This window comes from Burkholderia sp. FERM BP-3421 (genome assembly GCF_028657905.1).
Taxonomy (GTDB): Bacteria; Pseudomonadota; Gammaproteobacteria; order Burkholderiales; family Burkholderiaceae; genus Burkholderia.
Map to the genome: position 1 here is coordinate 2,297,974 of NZ_CP117782.1, position 20,437 is coordinate 2,318,410.

Annotated in this window: 18 protein-coding genes and 1 pseudogene; 10 read left to right on the forward strand and 9 right to left on the reverse strand. The window is 72.2% G+C overall.

Features of this window, described 5'->3' with window-relative positions:
* Nucleotides 1–1,254 (forward strand): DUF72 domain-containing protein, encoded by a 1,254-nt coding sequence (locus Bsp3421_RS26360; RefSeq protein ID WP_273998875.1) that lies wholly within the window; start codon nt 1–3, stop codon nt 1,252–1,254.
* Between the two features lie 293 nt (nt 1,255–1,547).
* On the opposite strand, the gene msrA is transcribed toward Bsp3421_RS26360, so the two are convergent.
* The gene (gene msrA / locus Bsp3421_RS26365) at nt 1,548–2,108 is read right to left on the reverse strand and encodes a peptide-methionine (S)-S-oxide reductase MsrA (RefSeq protein WP_273998876.1); all 561 of its coding nucleotides are present in this window, start codon (nt 2,106–2,108) and stop codon (nt 1,548–1,550) included.
* Nucleotides 2,109–2,312: 204 nt separating this feature from the next.
* Between msrA and Bsp3421_RS26370 the strand changes: the two genes are divergently transcribed.
* Nucleotides 2,313–2,822, forward strand: a complete 510-nt coding sequence (locus tag Bsp3421_RS26370; protein WP_273998877.1) for a flavin reductase family protein — start codon at nt 2,313–2,315, stop codon at nt 2,820–2,822.
* On the opposite strand, the gene Bsp3421_RS26375 is transcribed toward Bsp3421_RS26370, so the two are convergent.
* Entirely contained in the window at nt 2,809–3,309 is a 501-nt protein-coding gene (locus Bsp3421_RS26375) for an Lrp/AsnC family transcriptional regulator (RefSeq protein ID WP_252981816.1), read from the reverse strand. The two genes, Bsp3421_RS26370 and Bsp3421_RS26375, sit on opposite strands and share 14 nt — an antisense overlap.
* Nucleotides 3,310–3,436: 127 nt before the next feature.
* On the opposite strand from Bsp3421_RS26375, the gene kynB reads away from it, so the two are divergent.
* The 3 genes from kynB to kynA are packed head-to-tail and all read left to right on the forward strand — an operon-like array spanning nt 3,437 to nt 6,301.
* Entirely contained in the window at nt 3,437–4,075 is a 639-nt protein-coding gene (gene kynB / locus Bsp3421_RS26380) for an arylformamidase (RefSeq protein WP_273998878.1), read from the forward strand.
* A 45-nt stretch (nt 4,076–4,120) separates the two neighbouring features.
* Entirely contained in the window at nt 4,121–5,371 is a 1,251-nt protein-coding gene (gene kynU / locus Bsp3421_RS26385; protein ID WP_274004363.1) for a kynureninase, read from the forward strand.
* 48 nt (nt 5,372–5,419) lie between these two features.
* Nucleotides 5,420–6,301 (forward strand): tryptophan 2,3-dioxygenase, encoded by an 882-nt coding sequence (gene kynA / locus Bsp3421_RS26390; protein WP_274004364.1) that lies wholly within the window; start codon nt 5,420–5,422, stop codon nt 6,299–6,301.
* Between the two features lie 49 nt (nt 6,302–6,350).
* Here kynA and Bsp3421_RS26395 read toward each other — a convergent pair whose 3' ends face one another.
* From Bsp3421_RS26395 to mdlC, 5 genes are all read right to left on the reverse strand, one after another.
* On the reverse strand, nt 6,351–7,736 hold the full coding sequence (locus Bsp3421_RS26395) for an MFS transporter (RefSeq protein WP_273998879.1): 1,386 nt from the start codon (nt 7,734–7,736) through the stop codon (nt 6,351–6,353).
* A gap of 275 nt (nt 7,737–8,011) precedes the next feature.
* Complete coding sequence (locus Bsp3421_RS26400; protein WP_273998881.1) at nt 8,012–8,932, reverse strand: ketopantoate reductase family protein; 921 nt, start codon at nt 8,930–8,932, stop codon at nt 8,012–8,014.
* 11 nt (nt 8,933–8,943) lie between these two features.
* A complete protein-coding gene (locus tag Bsp3421_RS26405; RefSeq protein ID WP_273998883.1) occupies nt 8,944–10,395 on the reverse strand; it encodes an aldehyde dehydrogenase family protein in 1,452 nt (483 codons plus the stop codon).
* Nucleotides 10,396–10,558: 163 nt separating this feature from the next.
* Entirely contained in the window at nt 10,559–10,696 is a 138-nt protein-coding gene (locus Bsp3421_RS26410) for a hypothetical protein (protein WP_273998885.1), read from the reverse strand.
* Nucleotides 10,693–12,303 carry a benzoylformate decarboxylase gene (mdlC, locus tag Bsp3421_RS26415; protein WP_273998886.1) on the reverse strand — a complete coding sequence of 537 codons (1,611 nt, stop codon included), beginning with the start codon at nt 12,301–12,303 and terminating at the stop codon, nt 10,693–10,695. The genes Bsp3421_RS26410 and mdlC overlap by 4 nt, the downstream gene beginning before the upstream one ends.
* Nucleotides 12,304–12,407: 104 nt before the next feature.
* Here mdlC and Bsp3421_RS26420 point away from each other — a divergent pair, with 104 nt between their 5' ends.
* The 4 genes from Bsp3421_RS26420 to Bsp3421_RS26435 all read left to right on the forward strand — a co-directional run bounded on the left by Bsp3421_RS26420 (nt 12,408) and on the right by Bsp3421_RS26435 (nt 17,428).
* Nucleotides 12,408–13,319 (forward strand): LysR family transcriptional regulator, encoded by a 912-nt coding sequence (locus Bsp3421_RS26420; RefSeq protein ID WP_273998887.1) that lies wholly within the window; start codon nt 12,408–12,410, stop codon nt 13,317–13,319.
* A 128-nt stretch (nt 13,320–13,447) separates the two neighbouring features.
* Nucleotides 13,448–14,839, forward strand: coding sequence for a D-arabinitol 4-dehydrogenase (dalD, locus tag Bsp3421_RS26425; protein ID WP_273998888.1), 1,392 nt, complete (start codon nt 13,448–13,450; stop codon nt 14,837–14,839).
* A gap of 85 nt (nt 14,840–14,924) precedes the next feature.
* On the forward strand, nt 14,925–16,406 hold the full coding sequence (gene xylB, locus Bsp3421_RS26430) for a xylulokinase (RefSeq protein WP_273998889.1): 1,482 nt from the start codon (nt 14,925–14,927) through the stop codon (nt 16,404–16,406).
* 71 nt (nt 16,407–16,477) lie between these two features.
* The gene (locus Bsp3421_RS26435) at nt 16,478–17,428 is read left to right on the forward strand and encodes a sugar-binding transcriptional regulator (RefSeq protein ID WP_273998891.1); all 951 of its coding nucleotides are present in this window, start codon (nt 16,478–16,480) and stop codon (nt 17,426–17,428) included.
* Between the two features lie 531 nt (nt 17,429–17,959).
* Here the strand turns inward: Bsp3421_RS26435 and Bsp3421_RS26440 are convergent.
* Nucleotides 17,960–19,186: an MFS transporter gene (locus tag Bsp3421_RS26440; protein ID WP_273998894.1), complete on the reverse strand. Its 1,227-nt coding sequence runs from the start codon at nt 19,184–19,186 to the stop codon at nt 17,960–17,962.
* Nucleotides 19,187–19,382: 196 nt separating this feature from the next.
* Between Bsp3421_RS26440 and Bsp3421_RS26445 the strand changes: the two genes are divergently transcribed.
* Nucleotides 19,383–20,258 (forward strand): LysR substrate-binding domain-containing protein, encoded by an 876-nt coding sequence (locus Bsp3421_RS26445; RefSeq protein WP_273998895.1) that lies wholly within the window; start codon nt 19,383–19,385, stop codon nt 20,256–20,258.
* A gap of 10 nt (nt 20,259–20,268) precedes the next feature.
* Here the strand turns inward: Bsp3421_RS26445 and Bsp3421_RS26450 are convergent.
* Nucleotides 20,269–20,422, reverse strand: a pseudogene (locus tag Bsp3421_RS26450) (ABC transporter ATP-binding protein); the annotation flags it as partial.
* Between the last annotated feature and the right edge of the window lie 15 nt (nt 20,423–20,437).

Here is a 20,437-nt window from a genome sequence, read left to right on the forward strand (position 1 = left end):
ATGGGTGACGGCAGGACGCGGCGCACTCCGGCGCCAACACAACCGGAGGACGGCGCCGCAGGCGCCGGACAGGACCACGACGGCCAATTCGACCTGTTCGGCGGCGCGCCCGCAGCCTCCGCTCCCGACGCGGCAGGCGAACGCCCCGCGCGAACGCCCGCCGCCGCCCGCCCGCGCGACGCCGAGGCCCCGGCCCTGACGGCCGCGCTGCCCGGCGTCGACGCCGCGCCCGACGCCGCGCGCAAACGCCCCCGACGCCGCGGCGTGCTGCCCGCCGCCCCCACGCCCGAGGTCGCGGCGGCGGCCGCCGCGCTGCCGCCGCGGGTTCGACTGGGCACGTCGTCATGGCACTTTCCGGGCTGGAGCGGGATCGTCTACGGCGACGACTACGCGCAGCAGAAGCTGTCCCGCGAGGGGCTGGAAGCGTACGGCGCGCATCCGCTGCTGCGCAGCGTGAGCCTCGACCGCTCGTTCTACGCGCCGCTCAGCGTGGCCGACTACCTGCGCTACGCGCAGCAGGTGCCCGATGAATTCCGCTTCGTCGTCAAGGCGCCCGCATCGGTGACCGACGCGGTGGTGCGCGGCACGCGCGGCGAACCGGCCGGGCCGAATCCCGCGTTCCTCAATGCGCAGCTCGCCGCCGACGAATTCGTGCGGCCCTGCCTGGAGGGCCTCGGCCGCAAGGCGGGCGCGCTGGTGTTCCAGTTCTCGCCGCTGCCCGATGCGCTGCTCGCCGATCCGGCCGCGCTGATCGATCGCCTGAGCGCCTTCTTCGCGGCGCTGCCGCCCCTGCCGGACGAGCCCGACGGCCCGCGCTACGCGATCGAGATCCGCGACGCGTGCCTGCTGACGCCGCGCTTCATCCGCGCGCTCGCGGCCGCGCGGGTGCGTTATTGCGTGGGGCTGCACGCGCGGATGCCGGATCCATTGCGCCAGGCGGCCGCGCTCGCGCTGCTCGACGGCGATGCGCCGGCCGGGCCGCTGATCGTGCGCTGGAGCCTGCACGGCGGATTCAAGTACGAGCAGGCGAAGGCGAAGTACGAGCCGTTCGACAAGCTCGTCGACGAGGATCCGAACACGCGCGCGGCGCTCGCCGAACTCGCGGCGCGCTACGTGCTCGCCGGGCAGCCGGTCCTCATCACGATCAACAACAAGGCGGAAGGCTCCGCGCCGCTGTCGTGCATGGCGCTCGCGGCGGAAATTGCCGCCGCTTGCACGCAGTTGAGAGGCGAAGCGGCTCAGGCCGGCGCGTAGGGGCCAGCGCTTGGGAGGCGGCGCTCAGGGGCCGGTGGCGCGAACGTCGCGGGCGCGACGGCGAAGTCCGCCACATCGGGATCGCGACCGCGAGGCCGTGGCCGCGAAACCGTGACGGCAGAGGCCCGACAGCAAGGCCGTGACGGCGCGGCCGTGGCGATACGGTTGTGACGGCGCGGTTGTGGCGGCGCGGTCGTGGCGGCGCGGTCGTGACGGCGCGGTCGTGACGGCGCGGTCGTGACGGCGCGGTCGTGACGGCGCGCCCCCCCGCCGGGCCGCGCCGCCGACGCGCCTTACCCGTGCCGCGACTTCAGCCGGTGCGCGAACTTCTGCCGGAACTTCGCGACCTTCGGGCCGATCACGGCCGCGCAGTAGCCCTGCTCCGGATTGCGCGCGTAATAGTTCTGGTGATACGCCTCGGCGGGCCAGTAGTTGTCGTCGTCGAGCGGCACGACCTGGGTGACGATCGGCGCGCCGAACACCTGCTCGCGCGTCAGCTCGTCGATCACCTGCCGCGCGGTGTCGCGCTGCGCGTCCGAGTGCGTGAACACGACCGAGCGATACTGCGTGCCGGTGTCGTTGCCCTGCCGGTTCAACTGGGTCGGATCGTGGGTCGCGAAGAAGATCTCGACGACCTCGCGATAGCTGATGCGCGCCGGATCGAACGTGACCTTGACCACCTCGGCATGGCCCGTGTCGCCCTCGCACACGTCGCGATAGCCCGGCGCGCGCGTATGGCCGCCCGCATAGCCGGATTCCACGGCCGTCACGCCGTCGATGTCCAGGAACACCGCCTCCGTGCACCAGAAACAGCCGCCGCCGAGCGTGGCGACTTCGCTTGCAGCTTGATTCATATCGGCTCCTTGTTGCGTCCAGTCAATGCCCGGGAGCGGCATCCGCACCGCCCCAATGTCAGGTCGCCCACTCGCCGCGCCCGGTCGGGCAGGCCGCAGCGCGACGCGATTCCGCTAAAATCGGGGCAACTTGGTGAATTTCCAGATGATCGACCCGACCTTTATCCGCTGCTCCCGCCCCCTCGTCCCGCGAGCCATCGCGCCATGAAGCAGGCCGTTCCGCCCAATTTCGACGTCGCCGCGTTCCGTCACGCGCTCGGCCAGTTCGCGACCGGCGTGACCGTGATCACGACGCGCGCGCCGTCCGGCCAGCTGATCGGCATCACCGCGAGTTCGTTCAACTCGGTCTCGCTCGATCCGCCGCTCGTGCTGTGGAGCCTCGCGCTCAAATCGGCGTCGCTGCCGGTGTTCCGCGGCAACAGCCATTATGTCGTCAACGTGCTGGCCGCGTCGCAGCTCGATCTGTGCCGGCGCTTCGCGACCGTCAAGGGCGACCGCTTCGAGGGCGTGTCGCACGCGGCGGGCGACTCCGGCATGCCGGTGCTCGACGGCGCGCTCGCCTGGTTCGAGTGCCACAACCGCAGCCGCTACGACGAGGGCGACCACGTGATCTTCGTCGGCGAGGTCGAGCGCTGCGGCGTGCACCCCGACGCCGCAGCGCTCGCGCCGCTCGTGTTCCAGAGCGGCGGCTTCCACGCGCTCACAGCACTTTGAGCGCGCCGGTGCGGGCCAGCGCCACCGGCGGGCCCGCTTCGTCCTTCAAGGTCTGCAGCACGATGTTCGAGCGGATGTCCATCACGCCCGGCGCCTTGTACAGGTGGTTCAGCACGAAGTCCGAGTAGTGCTTCAGATTGTGCGCGAGCACGCGCAGCAGATAGTGGCTCTCGCCCGTCACGACGAACGCGCCCACCACCTCCGGCCATTCCCGCAGCGCCTCCGCGAAACGCTCGTGCCAGTGCGTCTGGTCGTTGCGCATCGATACCTGCACGAACGCCTCCAGCTCGAAGCCCAGTTTCTCGCGGCTCAGGCACGCGCGGTAGCACTCGATCACGCCCTGTTCTTCCAGCAGGCGCATTCGGCGCAGACAGGCGGACGGCGAGAGCGCAATGCGCTCGGCCAGGTCCAGGTTGCTGATCCGTCCCTCTTGCTGAAGTACGGCCAGAATACGGCAATCGGTGGCGTCGAGCGTAATCGCATGCATTTTTGGTCCCCGTTTTAACGCTGTTTCGAATTATCTGCCAAATTGGTGGATTGTCCATGCCTATTTTGCAAGCACGTTCGACGCGGCTTTGCCTATCATCGCTAGCGTTCACTTCCGCTACGCACGCATGGACACGCTCTGGGACATTTCACCGCCGATCGACCCCGCCACGCCGGTCTGGCCCGGCGACACGCCGGTCTCGATCGAACGCGTGTGGCGCATGGAGGCGGGCTCGCCCGTCAACGTCGGCCGGTTCACGCTGTCGCCGCACACGGGCGCGCACGCCGACGCGCCGCTCCACTACGACGCGGCCGGCGCGCCGATCGGCGCGGTGCCGCTCGATGCCTACCTCGGGCCGTGCCGCGTGATCCACTGCCTCGACGCCGCGCCCGCGGTGCGCCCGGACGCCCTGCGCGCGGCGCTCGCCGGCGCGCCGCCGCGCGTGCTGCTGCGCACCTGCCACGAGGCGGCGCAACGCCACTGGGACAGCGCGTTCTGCGCCGTCGCGCCGCAGACCATCGACCTGCTCGCCGAGCACGGCGTGCGCCTGATCGGCATCGACACGCCGTCGCTCGACCCGCAGGAATCGAAGACCATGGACGCGCACCACCGCATCCGCACGCATCGAATGGCGATCCTCGAAGGCCTCGTGCTCGACGCCGTGCCGCCCGGCGACTATGAACTGATCGCGCTGCCGCTCAAGCTCGCGACGCTCGACGCGAGCCCCGTGCGCGCCGTGCTGCGCGCGCTGCCGGCCCCGCGCTGAACCCCAATCCGTTTCGTTACGTCCACCCTGCCCATGACGCTCATGATCCATTCCCGTGAAGACGCCCTCGCGCTCGACCGCGACGACCCGCTCGCGCCGTTGCGCGACCAGTTCGCGCTGCCCGACGGCGTGCTCTATCTCGACGGCAATTCGCTCGGCGCGCAGCCGCGCGCGGCGGCCGCGCGCGCGCAGCAGGTGATCGGCGAGGAATGGGGCGCCGGTCTGATCCGCAGCTGGAACACCGCGGGCTGGTTCGCGCTGCCGCGCCGTCTCGGCGACCGGCTCGCGCCGCTCGTCGGCGCGGGCCGCGACGAGATCGTGATCACCGACACCATCTCGATCAATCTCTACAAGCTGCTCGCCGCGATGCTGCGCCACCAGGGCCGGCAGGCGCCCGAGCGCCGCGTGATCGTATCGGAGCGCTCCAATTTCCCGACCGACCTGTACATCGCGCAAGGCCTGATCGCCCAGCTCGGCGGCGGCTACACGCTGCGGCTCATCGACGACCCGGCCGACCTGCCCGCCGCGCTCGGCGACGACACCGCGGTCGCGATGCTCACGCACGTGAACTACCGCACCGGCTACATGCACGACATGACGGCGGTCACGCACACGGTCCGGCAGGCGGGCGCGCTGATGCTGTGGGATCTCGCGCACTCGGCAGGCGCGGTGCCGGTCGACCTGAACGGCGCGGGCGCGGACGGCGCGGTCGGCTGCACCTACAAATACCTGAACGGCGGCCCCGGCGCGCCCGCCTTCGTGTGGGTGCCGGCACGCCGCCAGGCCGACTACGAGCAACCGCTGTCGGGCTGGTGGGGACACCGCGCGCCGTTCGCGATGACCCCCGCGTTCGAGCCCGATCCGGGCATCGCGAAATTCCTGTGCGGCACCCAGCCGATCGTGTCGATGTCGATGGTCGAATGCGGTCTCGACGTGTTCGCGCAAACCGACATGGCCGCGCTGCGCCGCAAGTCGCTCGCGTTGTCCGACGCGTTCATCGCGCTCGTCGAGCAGCGCTGCGAGGGGCAGGCGCTGAAGCTCGTCACGCCGCGCGCGCATCATCAGCGCGGCTCGCAGGCAAGCGTCGAGCACCCGCACGGCTACGAGGTGATGCAGGCGCTGATCGCGCGCGGCGTGATCGGCGACTATCGCGAACCGCGCATCCTGCGCTTCGGCTTCACGCCGCTCTATACGCGCTTCGTCGACGTGTGGGATGCGGTCGAGACGCTGCGCGACGTACTGGTCTCGCAAGCGTGGCGCGCGCCCGAATTCGCCGCGCGCGCGACGGTGACCTGAGCCGCACGCCTCATTCAAACCACGGAGACAGATGTGAATCCCGGCCCCCTGCCCACCCCCGGCGACGGCGCGCCGTCCGGCTGCCCGTTTTCCGGCGCGCGCGCCGACGGCGACGGCTGGCACAGCGCCCAGCTCGATTTCTCGACCTCGATGAGCTACGGCGACTACCTGTCGCTCGGCGCGATCCTCGACGCGCAGCACCCGTTGTCGCCCGACCACAACGAGATGCTGTTCATCATCCAGCATCAGACCAGCGAGCTGTGGATGAAGCTCGCGCTGTTCGAGCTGCGCGCGGCGCTCGCGTCGATCCGCGGCGATGCGCTGCCGCCCGCGTTCAAGATGCTCGCGCGCGTGTCGCGGATCCTCGAACAGCTGGTGCAGGCGTGGAACGTGCTCGCGACCATGACGCCGTCCGAGTATTCGGCGATGCGGCCGTATCTCGGCGCGTCGTCGGGCTTCCAGTCCTACCAGTACCGGCAGCTCGAATTCCTGCTCGGCAACAAGAATCCGCAGATGCTGCGCCCGCACGCGCACCGGCCCGACGTCCTCGCCCAGGTGCGCGACACGCTCGAGGCGCCCTCGCTGTACGACGAGGTGATCCGCCTGCTCGCGCGGCGCGGCTTCCCGATCGCGCCCGCGCGCCTCGAGCGCGACTGGACCGGCCCCACTGAGCACGACGCGTCGGTCGAGGCCGCGTGGCTCGAGATCTATCGCGCCCCCGACGCGCACTGGGAACTGTACGAACTGGCCGAGGAACTGGTCGATCTCGAGGATGCGTTCCGTCAGTGGCGCTTCCGCCATGTCACGACGGTCGAGCGGATCATCGGCTTCAAGCAGGGTACGGGCGGCACCGACGGCGCGCCGTACCTGCGCAAGATGCTCGACGTCGTGCTGTTCCCGGAGCTGTGGCACGTGCGCACCACGTTGTGATGCCGGGCGGACCGCGCGCTCCCGCATGCGGGGCCGCGGTCCGCGGGCGTCACGCGGACGGCCGCGCGAACGCCTCGTCCACGCGCGCCGCGCCGCCGCGCACACGCGGGATGTGCCGTCGCACCGCGAGCAGCGCCACGCACACTGCTCCCATCGCGGCCGCCAGCATCGCGAGATAGGCGGGCGCGCCGCCCGCCGTGATCACCGCCGCGCCCGCGAACGCGCTCAGGATCGCGCCGAGACGGCCGAACGCGAGCGCGCTCGCCGTACCGGTCGCGCGCACCGGCGTCGGATAGATATGCGCGCACAGCGCGTACATCGTCGACTGCACCGCATTGACGAACAAGCCGTGCGCGCCGAGTCCCACGATCAGCCAACGGGTGTGCGCGCCCGCGTCGACGCCGAGCAGCGCCGCCGCGCTCGCCGCGCCGCCGACGCAGCACAGCGCGAGCGGCACGCGCGACCCGAAGCGGCCGATCGCGAACGCGCAGCCGAGCGCGCCCAGCACGCCGCCGAGGTTGTACGCGGTGAGCCCCGCGCCGGCCGTCGACACGTCGAGGCCGGCGGCGATCAGCATGGTCGGCAGCCAGCTGAACGCACTGTACACCGCGAGCAGGCACATGAAGAACGCGCACCACAGCGCCAGCGTGTCGCGCGCCTGTCCCGCCGCGAACAGCGCGCGGAATCCCGACGATGCGTGCGCGGCGGGCTCGCCGGCATCGGCGAAGACCGCGCCGGGCGCAACCGGCCGCCGCATGCGCGCGAGCAAACGCGCCAGTTCGGCCCAGCGTTGCGGCCGCCGCGCAAGGTAGCGCGGCGATTCCGGCAAGGCGCGCACGAGCAGCGCGCCGAGTCCGAGCGGCAACGCGCCGCCGATCACGAACAGCCCGCGCCAGCCATAGGCGGGCAACACGCCATGCGCGAACAGCCCCGCGAGCATGCCGCCCAGCGGCACGCAGACGATCGTCGCGGTCACCATCACGGTGCGGCGGCGCGCGGGCGTGAATTCGGCCGTCATCGTGGTCGCGCTCGGCAACGCGCCGCCGATGCCCAATCCCGCCACGAAGCGCAGGCCCGCGATCGTCGCGATATCGGGGGCGAAGCCGATCGCGCAGGTCGCCGCGCCGAACAACAGCACGCTGCCGATGATCGCCCAGCGCCGCCCGAAGCGATCGGCGATCAGCCCCGCGCATGCGCTGCCGACCCCCATCCCGATCAGCCCCGCCGCAACCACGGGCGCGAATGCGCCGCGCGCGACGCCCCATTCGCGCATCAGCACGGGAATCGCGAAACCGATCAGCTGGCTGTCGAAACCATCGAACACGATCGACAGCGCGGCGAGCAGCACCACGCAGCGCTGCATCGGGGTAAACGGCCCATGATCGAGCGTCGCGCCGACATCGATCGCGAGCGGGGACTCCCGCCCCGCGCTCATGACGGCCTCCGCTTCGACGGGGATCGGGGCGTGCAAAGCATGGCCGGGCGGGTGCCCGGTCGGACCTGGTGCTTCATTTCGTCTCCTGGATCGGCGGCGCGTCATGAGCCGGGCCGGCCTCTGTCGGGCCATGTGCCGTTGGCGCGACGCGCGCGTGGGCGGCTGCATCGAACCGACGCCGCCCCCGGCGTCGGCGGGCGCCGCACCGCCGGCGGCGGCGCCCGAGGAACGTGCGGACGAACCGCCGGCGGGCGCGATGCACGCCCGCCGGCCCGCTAACCCGCGCGCGCGTCGATCACGCGCACGAGCCGCAGCAACATCTCGGTGCATGGCGTCGCGACGCCCGCGTCACGCGCGGCCGCGACCACCGCGCCGTTGATCGCCTCGATCTCGGTGCGGCGCGCCGCCAGCGCGTCCTGCAGCATCGACGGCCGATGCCCGCGATGCTCGGCGATCGCATGCAGCACATTCGCCCGCACCACGCCCTCGTCGACCGCGATCCCGCGCGCACGCGCGACCGCCAGCGTTTCCGCCACCACGGCGAGCGCCAGCGACGGACCGTCGTCGCACGCGCCCAACTGGTCGACCGTGCAGCCCGTGACCGTACACAAGGGATTGAGCGCCGCGTTGAACGCGACCTTCTCCCAGATCGCCGCCCAGATGTCGGGGTCGACCGTGCAATGCAGCCCCGCCGCGTCGAGCATCTCGGCCACCATGTGCGCCGACGCGCGCGCGACGCCGTCGGCGCTCATCAGCCGGATCCCGCCCGTGCCGTGCGAGCGTACGTGGGCCGGCCCCGCGAGGTCCGCCGGCCAGGTGGTCACGCCCACCAGGATGCGCTCCACCGGCACCTGTTCGCGTATCGCCTCGACGTTGCCCAGACCGTTCTGCAAGGTCAGCACCAGCGTGTCGTCCGCGAGCAGCGCACGCACGCCGGCGAGCGCCGCGCGCGTATGCCGCGCCTTCGTGAACACCACGACGAGCGCGGGCGGCGCATCGGCCTCTTCGGGCCGCAGCGCACGCAGGCCGGTCACGCGGCGCGCGCCCGCGTCGGTGTCGAGCAGCAGCCCGTCGCGGCGCAGCGCGGCCAGCCGCGCGTCGTCGACGTCGAGCAGGCTCACCGCATGGCCGCGCTCGGCGAGCAGGCCGCCGAACAACGAGCCCATCGCGCCCGCGCCCAGCATCGCGATTCTCATCGCCGCCTCCTTCAGAACGGATAGTGACGCGGCGCAGTCTGCACCGTCATCCAGCGCAGGTCGGTGAACGCCGCCACGCCCGCCTTGCCGCCGAAATGGCCGAAGCCGCTGTCCTTCACGCCGCCGAACGGCATCTGCGCCTCGTCGTGCACGGTCGGCCCGTTCACGTGGCAGATGCCCGTCTCGAGGCGCGCGGCGACCCGCCATGCGCGCGCGATGTCGCGGCTGAACACCGCCGACGACAGGCCGAACGCGTTGTCGTTCGCGCACGCGATCGCGGCCTCGTCACCGTCGACCCGCACGATGCCCTTGACCGGCCCGAACGATTCGTCGCGATAGATCCGCATCGCGGGCGTCACGTGGTCGAGCAGCGTCGCCGGCATCAGCACGCTGTCGGCCCGGCCGCCGCACAGCAGGCGCGCGCCGTGCGCAAGCGCGTCGTCGATCAGCGCGTTGCAGCGCGCGACGGTGCGCGCATCGGCCACCGGGCCGAGCACCACCGGCCCCTCGCGCGGATCCCCGAGCGACAGCGAGGCGGCCTTGGCGGCCAGGCGCGCGACGAACGCGTCGGCGATCCGCACGTCGACGATGATCCGCTCGGTCGACATGCAGATCTGCCCGGCATTCGCGAATGCGCCGAACGCGGCCGCGTCGACCGCCGCGTCGAGATCGGCGTCGTCGAGCACGAGGAACGGGGCCTTGCCGCCCAGTTCGAGCACGGCGGGCTTCAGGTGCGCCGCGCAGCGCGCGGCGATCAGCCGCCCCACCTCGGTCGAGCCCGTGAAGTTCACGCGCCGCACGGCCGGATGCGCGATCATCGCGTCGACGATCGCGGCCGCGTCGGCGGGCGCGTTCGTCACGAAGTTGACGACGCCGGGCGGCAGCCCCGCGTCCTCGAACGCGTCGACGATCAGCGCATGGGTGGCCGGACACAGCTCCGAACCCTTGAACACCACGGTGTTGCCGCAGGCGAGCGGCAGCGCGAGCGCGCGCACGCCGAGGATCACCGGCGCGTTCCACGGCGCGATCCCGAGCACCACCCCGGCGGGCTGCCGCACCCCCATCGCGAGCGAGCCCGGCAGATCCGACGGAATCAGTTCGCCGCCGACCTGGGTCGCCAGCGCAGCGGCCTCGATCAGCCCGTTCGCGGCCAACTGCACGTTGAAGCCGGCCCACTGCGCGGACGCGCCGGTTTCCGCGGCCATCGCGGCGGCAAACCGCGCGCGCCGCGCCTCGAGCGCACGGGCGGCATCGAGCAGGCAGGCGCGCCGCGCGCTCGGCCCCAGCGCGGCCCACGGGCCGAACGCGGCCGCCGCCGCGTCGACCGCCGCGCGCGCGTCATCGACCGTCGCCGCGCTCGCGCGGGTCGCGAGCGCGCCGTCGAGCGGGTTGCGGCGCTCGAAGGTCGCGCCGTCGCGCGCGGCGCGGCGCGCGCCGCCGATCAGCATCGTCGTTGTCTCCATTCTTCTGTCTCCGGTTGCCTGGTATATCCGTCATGCGAGCTTGATGTCGATTCGTAGGGCGCCGGCGCGCGCGGCGCTTCGTCGAGCGCGCTCCGAAGCGCATGCGCGGCGCACACACCGTCGCTGTCTTCATTCTTACGTCTACGATCGCCTTGCGTGTCCGTCACGCGATCTCGACTTCGACCGGCGCGGGCGTCGGCGCGCGCACCGCTTCGTCGAGCGCGCTCCGCAGCGCATGCGCGTCGCGCACGTGATCGCTGTCGTCATGCTTACGTCTCCGCCCGCCTCGCCTGTCCGTCACGCAACCTCGACTTCGACCAGCACGGGCGTCGGCGCATGCAGCGCCTCGTCGAGCGCACCCCGCAGCGCATGCGCGTCGCGCACGCGCACGCCGCGGCAACCCAGCCCCTCGGCCAGCGCGACGAAATCGAGGCCCGGCAGCGCGGTGCCCTGCACCGGCTCATCCGGCGCGAAACCGAACACCGGGGCGAACTCGCGCAGCGCCGCATAACATCCGTTGTTGAGGATCACGAAGGTCATCGGCAACGCCAAATGCGCGGCGCTCCACAGCGCCTGGATCGAATACAGGCTCGACCCGTCGCCGATCAGCGCGATCACGCGCCGGCCCGGCTGCGCGAGCGCGACGCCCACGGCGGCCGGCATCCCGTAGCCGAGGCCGCCGCTGTCCATCGTGTAGAACGTGCCGCTTCGCGTAAACGGCAAGTGGCGCTGCATCACCGGCCGCGCGCTCGGCGCTTCCTCGACCACGATGTCGGCCGGGCTGCGCGCGTCCGCGAGCGTCTGCAGCGCATAAGCAACCGACATCCGCGCGCCAGGCCCAGCCGGCTCGACCCGCTCGCGCGCCGCGCGCGGCGCGGGCGCCGGCCGGGGCGCGGGCGCCGCGCGCGCGAGCAGTTCGCGCGCCGCGAGCCGCAGGTTGCCGACCACCGCGTCGCCGACCGGCGTCCACGCGGCGACGCCCGGGTCGTCGACCAGCTGATACAGGCGCGCGCCCGCCGGCACATGCGGGCCGAACCCCTCGACGTGGTACGTGAACGCGGGCGCGCCAAACGCGAGGATCAGGTCGTGACCCGCAAGCTGCGCGACGATCCGCTCGCGCGCCGCAGGCAGAAACCCCGCGAACAGCGGATGATCCTCGGGGAAGCTGCAGCGCCCCGACATCGGCGCGGCATGGACGCGCGCGCCGTGCCGTTCCGCGAGCCGCACGGCCTCGTCCCAGGCCCCGGCACGCTCGAGCGCCGCGCCGACCACGAACGCGGGACGCGCGCACGCGTCGAGCGCCGCGCCCAAAGCCGCCAGCGCGTCCGGATCGGGCGCCACCACCTCGCTCACCCGTCGCGCGGGAAGCCGTTCGGCGGGCTGGTCCCAGTCGTCGACCGGAATCGACACGAACACCGGACCGCGCGGCTCCTGCATCGCGATGCGATAAGCGCGCGCGATCGCTGCCGGGACGTCCTGCGCGCGCGCCGGCTCGATGCTCCATTTCACATAGGGCTTCGGCAGTTCCGCCGCCTGGCTCGCGCCGAGGAACGGCTCGAAGGGCAGGATCGCGCGCGCCTGCTGGCCCGCCGTGACGATCAGCGGCGTCTTGTTGCGGAACGCGGTGAACAGGTTGCCCATCGCATGACCGACGCCCGCCGCCGAATGCAGGTTCACGACCGCCGCATTGCGACGCGCCTGCGCATGGCCGTCCGCCATGCCGACCACCACCGCCTCCTGCAGCCCGAGCACATAGCGGAAATCGGCCGGGAAATCACGGAACATCGGCAGTTCGGTCGAGCCGGGGTTGCCGAACACCGTGTCGATGCCGAACTGGCGGAACAGATCGAACACGGCGTCGCGCACGGTGCAGCGCCCGCCGTCGGCGCACGGGGAGGAATCGCTCATGCCGGCTGGTCTCCTGGGTCATCGGTGTGATCGGTTTCCAGAGTATCCGGGCGCGCCCGATGGCCGGATACTGTATTTTTTGTTCAAAGGCATTCCATCACGGCATGAGTTTCGATCTGCGTCAGCTGCGCGCCTTCACCGCGATCGCCACGCACGGCAGCCTCGGCCGCGCGGCCGAGGTGCTGCATGTCACCCAGCCCGCGCTGAGCCGCATCCTCAAGCGGCTCGAAACCCAGCTCGGCGGCCCGCTGTTCGAGCGCCACACCAAGGGCATGCAGTTGAGCGCGCTCGGCGATGCGCTGCTGCCGCACGCGACCCTGCTGCTGCACGAGGCCGAGCATGCGCGCGAGGAACTCGACGCGCTGCGCGGACTCGCGAAGGGCACGATCAAGGTCGGCGCGGTCGGCAGCATCGCGAGCCTGGTCCTGCCGATCGCGATCGGCCGCGTGCTCGAGCACTGGCCCAACCTGCGCGTCGAGATCCTCGAAGGCGTGTGGGACCGGCTCGCCGACGCGCTCGCGCGCCACGAAATCGATCTGGCGCTCAGCGCGAGCGTGCCCGACACCGACGCACTGATCGCCCTCCCCGAGTGCCGCTGGCAGGATGAAAGCCACGTGGTCGCCGCGCCCGGCCACCCGTTGTTCGCCGCGGGCGCGCCGCTCCCGCTCGGCGCGACGCGCGCGGCGCGCTGGGCCATGCCGCCGCGCGGCACCGCCCCGTACGAGCAGATGCGCGCGGCCTTCGACGCCGAAGGCCTCGCGCCGCCCGCGCTCGTCGTCGAGACCCGGTCGGTGCTGTCGCTCAAGAGCCTCGTCGCACACGCGGGCTTCGTCGGCTGGATGGCCGAGCCCATGTATCGCGCCGAACGCCGCGCGGGCCTGATCGAGCGGCTGCCGGTGCACGGTCTGAGCGCGACCCGCACGCTGACCGCGTTCCGTCGGCGCCACGGGCTGCTGCCCGGCCCCGCCGCGAAACTCGTCGAACAGCTCGCGCGGCTCACCCGCGAACCGTTCTGAACGCTGGCGCGCCGCAGCATCGATACCCGGGTTTCCCGCCTTGACTTTCACCGACACGAATACGATCATTCGCCCATATTGAGAGCAAATGATCTAATCGGCCCCGAGCGGCCGCCAGGAGACATCGGATGAACCGTTCCGCCCCCGCCGCGCCGCTGATCGTGCATATCGGCGCCGGCGCGTTCCATCGCGCGCATCAGGCGTGGTACCTGCAGCACGCCAACGCGGCCGTGACGCCCGACGCGCGCTGGTCGCTCGCGGTCGGCAACATCCGCGACGACCAGCGCGCGACGCTCGACGCGCTCGCCGCGCAGGACGGCGCGTACACGCTGGAAACCGTGACTCCGCAAGGCGAGCGCGCCTACGAGACGATCCGCTCGATCACCGAGGTGCTGCCGTGGTCGGCCGATCTCGCCGCGCTCGTCGAGGCGGGCGCGCGGCCCGCGTGCCGGATCGTGTCGTTCACGGTCACCGAAGGCGGCTACGCCCTCGACGAGCACGACCGGCTCGACCTCGCGAACCCGGATCTCGCAGCCGACCTGCAAGGTGCGCGCACCACGATCTATGGCGCGCTCGCGGCGCTGCTCGACGCGCGCCGCGAGCGCGGCGCGGGCCCGCTCACGCTGCTCAGCTGCGACAACCTGCGCAACAACGGCGCGCGCTTTCGGGCCGGCATGCGCGCCTTCCTCGAACGGCGCGGCGCAACGGACCTGCTCGCGTGGTTCGACGCGAACACCACCTGTCCCGCCGCGATGGTCGATCGGATCACGCCGCGCCCGACCGACGAGGCGCGCGCGCGCGTGCTGGCCGCGACCGGTCGCGCGGACGCCTGCCCGGTGATGGGCGAATCGTTCATCCAGTGGGTGATCGAGGACCGCTTCGCCGCGGGCCGCCCCGCGTGGGAGCGGGCGGGCGTCGAGCTGGTCGGCGACGTGCATCCCTACGAGGAGGCCAAGATCCGCATCCTCAACGCGAGCCACAGCTGCATCGCGTGGGCAGGCACGCTCGCCGGCCTGACCTACATCCACGAGGGCACGCTCGACCCGGCGATCCGCGGCTTCGCCGCCGACTACGTGAGCGCCGACGTGATCCCGTGCCTCACGCCGAGCCCGCTCGACCTCGCGCGCTATCGCGACGTCGTGCTCGAGCGCTTCGCGAATCCGTTCATCCGCGACACCAATCAGCGGGTGGCCGCCGACGGCTTCTCGAAGCTGCCCGGCTTCATCGCCCCGACCCTCGCGCAAACGCTCGCGCGCGGCGCGCAACCGGTCGCGACCGCGGTGCTGCCCGCGCTGTTCCTGCGCTTTCTCGAACGCTGGGCGCGCGGCGCGCTGCCCTATGCGTACCAGGACAGCGTGATGGACCCGGACCTCGCGCGCGCGCTCGTCGCCGCGCCGGATCCCGTCGCGGCGCTCGCCGGCGAGCGCGCGCTGTGGGGCGGGCTCGCCGGCGACCCGGCGCTCGCGCACGCGCTGCGCGCGGGCCTCGCACGGGTCGACGCCTGGCTCGCGGCGCGCTGACGCGCGCTCGGGTCAACCCTGCATTGGCATCCCGGCGAACGCCCGGCTAAAGTAGCGGCTCCTTCCGACGGACTGGTCATCGCACATGTATCTCGGCATCGATCTCGGCACCTCCGAAGTGAAAGTGTTGCTGCTCGCCTCCGACGGCGCCGTCGTCGGCACGGCCGGCGCGCCGTTCTCGGTCGCGCGGCCGCATCCGCGCTGGGCCGAGCAGCATCCGGACGACTGGTGGAACGGCACCGTCGCGGCGCTCGCCGCGCTGCGCGCGCAGCATCCGGCCGCGTTCGCCGAGGTGCGCGGCATCGGCCTGTCCGGCCAGATGCACGGCGCGGTCCTGCTCGACCGCGCCGACCGCGTGCTGCGCCCCGCGATCCTGTGGAACGACATGCGCAGCGCCGACGAATGCGCGGCGCTCACCGCGCGCGCGCCGGGCCTGCATGCGCTCGCGGGCAACCTCGCGATGCCCGGCTTCACCGCGCCCAAGCTGCTGTGGGTCGCGCGGCACGAACCCGAATTGTTCGCCGCGACCGCCTGCGTGCTGATGCCGAAGGACTACCTGCGGCTGCGGCTGACGGGCGAGAAGGTCTCCGATCCGTCCGACGCGGCCGGCACGCTGTGGCTCGACGTCGCGCGGCGCGACTGGTCCGACGCGCTGCTCGACGCGGGCGGCATGCGGCGCGCGCAGATGCCGCGCATCGTCGAGGGCAACGCGCCGTCCGGCGCGCTGCGCCCCGAGGTCGCCCGCCTGCTCGGCCTCGACGCCTCGGTGGTGGTCGCGGGCGGCGGCGGCGACAACGCCACCAGCGCGCTCGGGATCGGCGCGACCGAACCCGGCGACGGCTTCGTCTCGCTCGGCACGTCGGGCGTGCTGAGCGTGGTCGGCGACCGCTTCCTGCCCAACCCGGCCTCCGCCGTGCACGCGTTCTGCCATGCGATCCCCGACCGCTGGCAGCAGATGAGCGTGGTGCTGTCGGCGGCAAGCTGCCTGCGCTGGGTCTGCAGGCTGACCTCGACCGACGAGCCGACCCTGCTCGCCGAGGTCGCCGCGCTCGATCCCGCCTCGCTCGACGACGCGCCGTACTTCCTGCCCTACCTGTCCGGCGAGCGCACCCCGCACAACGATCCCTACGCGCAGGGCGTGTGGTTCGGCCTCACGCACGGCACCGACCGCGCGCGGCTCGGCTACGCGGTGCTCGAAGGCGTGACGCTCGCGCTCGCCGACGGGCTCGACGCGCTGCGCGCGGCCGGCACCGCGGCCGACGCGCTGTCGCTGATCGGCGGCGGCGCGCGCAGCGCATACTGGGCGCAGTTGCTCGCCGACGCGCTCGGCGTGCGCACCCGCCAGCACGGCGGCGGCGAGACGGGCGCGGCGCTCGGCGCGGCGCGGCTCGGCTGGCTCGCGGTCGGCGGCGACGCCGCGCGCGTGCTGACCAAGCCGCCGCTGCGCGCGGAATACGCGCCCGACCCCAGCCGCCACGCGGCGCTGCGCGCGCGCCTCGCGCAGTTCCGCGCGCTCTACCGTCACGTGCGGCCGCTGTTCGAGCCGGGCCGCGCACGACTCGCGTGACATCCGTGCCCGCTAACGTGCATGCTTCGACTGTCAACCACTGAGCTGCCTTCCACGTCCATCACGCCACCGTGTCCAAGTCCTCCGAAAAACTCGATCTCGCCACGCGCGCCGCGTGGCTCTACTACGTCGCGGGCGACACCCAGAACGAAATCGCGGAAAAACTCCAGGTCTCGCGGCCGGTCGCGCAGCGGCTCGTCGCGTTCGCGGTCGAGAAGAATCTGATCCGGGTCCGCGTCGACCATCAGGTCGCCGACTGCCTCGACCTCGCCGCCCAGCTGTCGAAACGCTACGGCCTGGCGCTGTGCGAGGTCGTGCCGGTCGACAGCGACACCCCGGGCGCGATCGACCGCAAGCTCGCGGTCGCAGGCGCGCAGGTGATGGAGCGCTACCTGAACGAGGAGCGGCCGATGGTGGTGGCGGTCAGCAGCGGCCGGACCCTGAAGGCCGCCGCCTCGCAGATCGCGCAGCTGGAGCGGCCGCAGCACCGGCTCGTGTCGATGGTCGGCGCGATCGCGCAGGACGGCTCGTCGAACCGCTATGACGTCGCGCAGCACATCTCCGAGAAAACCGGCGGCAAGCATTTCCTGCTGCCCGCCCCGCTGTTCGCCGACAGCGACGCCGAGCGCGCGCAGTGGTGCAATCACCGGCTCTATCGGATCGTCGAGACGCTGTCCGCGCATGCGGACGTCGCGTTCATCGGGCTCGGCAACCTCAGCGCGCCCTGCCCGCTGTACGAGGACGGCTTCATCACCGCGGACGAACTCGAGGAGATGATCCGGCTCGGCGCGGTGGCCGAGATGCTCGGCGTGCCGATCGATGCGCAGGGCCGGCGCGTCGCCACGTCGACGAGCGCGCGCGTGACCAGCGTGCCGCTCGATGCGCCGCCGAAGCGGCCGACGATCGGCTTCGCCGGGGGCCCGCGCAAACCGGCGGCCGTGCTGGCCGCGCTGCGCGGCGGCTGGCTGTCGGGTCTCGTCACCGATGAGACCTGCGCACGCGCGGCGCTCGCGGCGGCCTGAGCGCAGGGCGGGCTCGCCGCGACGCCGCGGTGCTGCGCGCGCGCCCGCCATCGAGACGCTCCTGTCCGGGAACCCGCGCGCGTCACCGCGGTCCGCGCTGAGACGCTGAGACGCTGAGACGCTGAGACGCTGAGACGCTGAGACGCTGAGACGCTGAGACGCTGAGACGCTGAGACGCTGAGACGCTGAGTCGCTGAGACGCTGAGTCGCTGAGACGCTGAGTCGCTGAGACGCTGAGTCGCTGAGACGCTGAGTCGCTGAGACGCTGAGTCGCTGAGACGCTGAGTCGCTGAGACGCTGAGTCGCTGAGTCGCTCAGTCGCTCAGTCGCTCAGTCGCTCAGTCGCTGAGTCGCTCAGTCGCTCAGTCGCTCAGTCGCTGAGTCGCTGAGTCGCTGAGTCGCTGAGTCGCTGAGTCGCTCAGTCGCTCAGTCGCTGAGTCGCTGAGTCGCTGAGTCGCTGAGTCGCTCAGTCGCTCAGTCGCTCAGTCGCTCAGACGCCGAAACCGCTCAGTCGCCGAAACGCCGAGACGTTCATGCGCTCGCGCGCGCCGCCGGAAACGCCACCGTGCGCGCGCGCCACGCGAACATCCACGCCGCCGCGAGCAACGCGACGGGCAACCACGGCAAGCCCGCCGGCCCGCGCGCGCCGAGCACCAGCCCGCCGACCAGGCCGCCGCCTGCGATCGCAAGATTCCACACCGTGACGAGCATCGACTGCGCGACATCCGCCGCGTCGCCGGCGGCGTCCGCGAGGGCGGTCTGGAACAGCGTCGGCGCGCCGCCGAACGCGAGCCCCCACGCAGCGACGCCCGCGTAAACCGCCGCCGGCGTCCGTGCCGCGACACCCAGCAGCAGCGCCGCCGCGCCGAACAGCGCGACGCTCGCGAGCGTGAGCCCGCGCAGCCGCGCGCCGATCCACGCGCCCGTCAGCGCGATGCCGGCGATCGACAGCACGCCGAACACCAGCAGCACCGTGTCGACCCGCGCCGCCATCCGCGCCAGCGTCGCAAACGGCGCGATATAGGTGTACAGGATGTTGTGCGCGAGCACGAACGCGAACATCACGGCCAGCACAGCCGCGACGCCCGGCAGCGCGAACACCGCCGCGACCGGCCGGCGCGCGCCGGCCGCCTGCCCCGCGAAATCCGGCAGGCCCGCGCGCACCCAGGCGATCAGCGCGAGCGTGAGCGCCGTCATCGCGGCGAACGCGACGCGCCAGCCGTACGCCGCACCGAGCGCGGTGCCGAGCGGAATGCCGATCGACATCGCGACGGGCGCGCCGAGCATCGCGAGCGCGATGGCGCGGCCGCGCAGCCGCGCCTCGACCATCCGGCTCGCGTAGCCGGCGAGCAGCGCCCACAACAAGCCCGCCGACATGCCGGCGACGAAGCGCGCGGCCAGCGTGAGCGGATACGAGGCCGACGCCGCCGTGACGGTGTTCGCGGCCACGAATCCCGCCAGCGCGATCAGCAGCAAGGGCCGTCGACGCATCCCGCGCGTGGCCGCGACGAGCGGAATCGCGGCGAGCAGCGAGCCGAGCGCGTAGACCGTCACGAGCTGGCCCACGAGCGCCTCGCTCACGCGCAGGTCGCGGCTCATCAGCGGCAGCAGCCCGGCCGGCAGCGCCTCGGTCAGGATCGTCACGAAGGCGGCCGTCGCGAGCGCGAGCAGGCCGCCGACCGGCAGCCGGCCCGTGCGCGCGCCCGCCGGCGCGGCCTGGGCAACGGCAGCTTCATCGAGCACGCAATCGTCGCTCATGCGGCGCGCCCTCCCGTTCGATGCGCGCGCAACCTCGCCGCCGCGCGCCGGCGCCCTTTTCCATGCTGCTCCATGTCATCCCTCCGGAATCGAAAGTCGAATCGAACGCCCATGGTAGGCAGCCGGCACGCGAAGAAAAACTGGGCTAGAGTTCCTGACTCCGCGGACATCGATGTCCGCAATCGAGAGGATCGCCATGGAGAGCCTGACCGGTCTGCTCGTGTTCGTGCAGGTTGCGGAAACCCGCAGCTTCGTCGCGGCGGGTCGCGCGCTCGGCCTGTCCGCCTCGGCGGTCGGCAAACGCATCGCGCGCCTGGAGGCGCGCCTGCGCACGCGGCTGTTCCACCGCAGCACCCGCAGCATCGCGCTGACGGCCGAGGGCGCGCGCTTTCTGGAGCGCTGCCGGCGTGTGCTCGCCGAACTGGACGAAGCGGAACAGGAACTGTCGGACACCTCGGACGCGCCGCGCGGCCGGCTGCGCGTGAGCCTGCCGATCGTCAGCTGGCTGGTGCAGCCGCTGCTCGCCGACTTCATGGCCGCCTATCCGGACATCCAGCTCGACCTCGATTTCTCCGACCGGCTCGTCGACGTGATCGACGAAGGTTTCGACGCGGTGCTGCGCACCGGCGCGCCGAGCGACTCGCGCCTGTCGTCGCGCCGGCTCGGCGCGTGCCGGACCCTGCTCGTCGCCGCGCCCGATTACCTCGCGCGGCACGGCACGCCGCGCACGCCCGCCGACCTCACGCGGCACGTGTGCCTGCATTTCCGCTATCCGAAGGACGGCAAGCTCGAAGTCTGGCCGCTGCGCGACGCGCCGGGCGTCGAGGTGCCGGTCTCGATGATCTGCAACAACCTCGAGACCCGCGTGTGCTTCGCGCTGCGCGGGCGCGGCATCGCCTGCGTGCCCGACTTCTCGGTGCGCGGCGAGCTCGCGGCCGGCACGCTGCGCACCGTGCTCGACGGCCACGTCGAGCGCACCATCGTGTTCCATCTGCTGTGGCCGTCGGGCCGCCATGCGACGCCCAAGGTGCGCGCGTTCGTCGACTTCCTCGCCGCGCGGATGTTCCCCTGACGCGAATGGATCAAGCCGCGCGCGCATGCGGCAGGCGGCGCGCGAACGCGCGCCCGTCGGCGTCGAACAGGTGGCAGTGCGCAGGCATGGCGAATACGCGCGGCGTCTCGCCGCTCCTGTCGGTGTCGAGCGGCGAGACGCCGCGCGATCCAACCGTCGGGCGCACGCGGCGCGCGTTC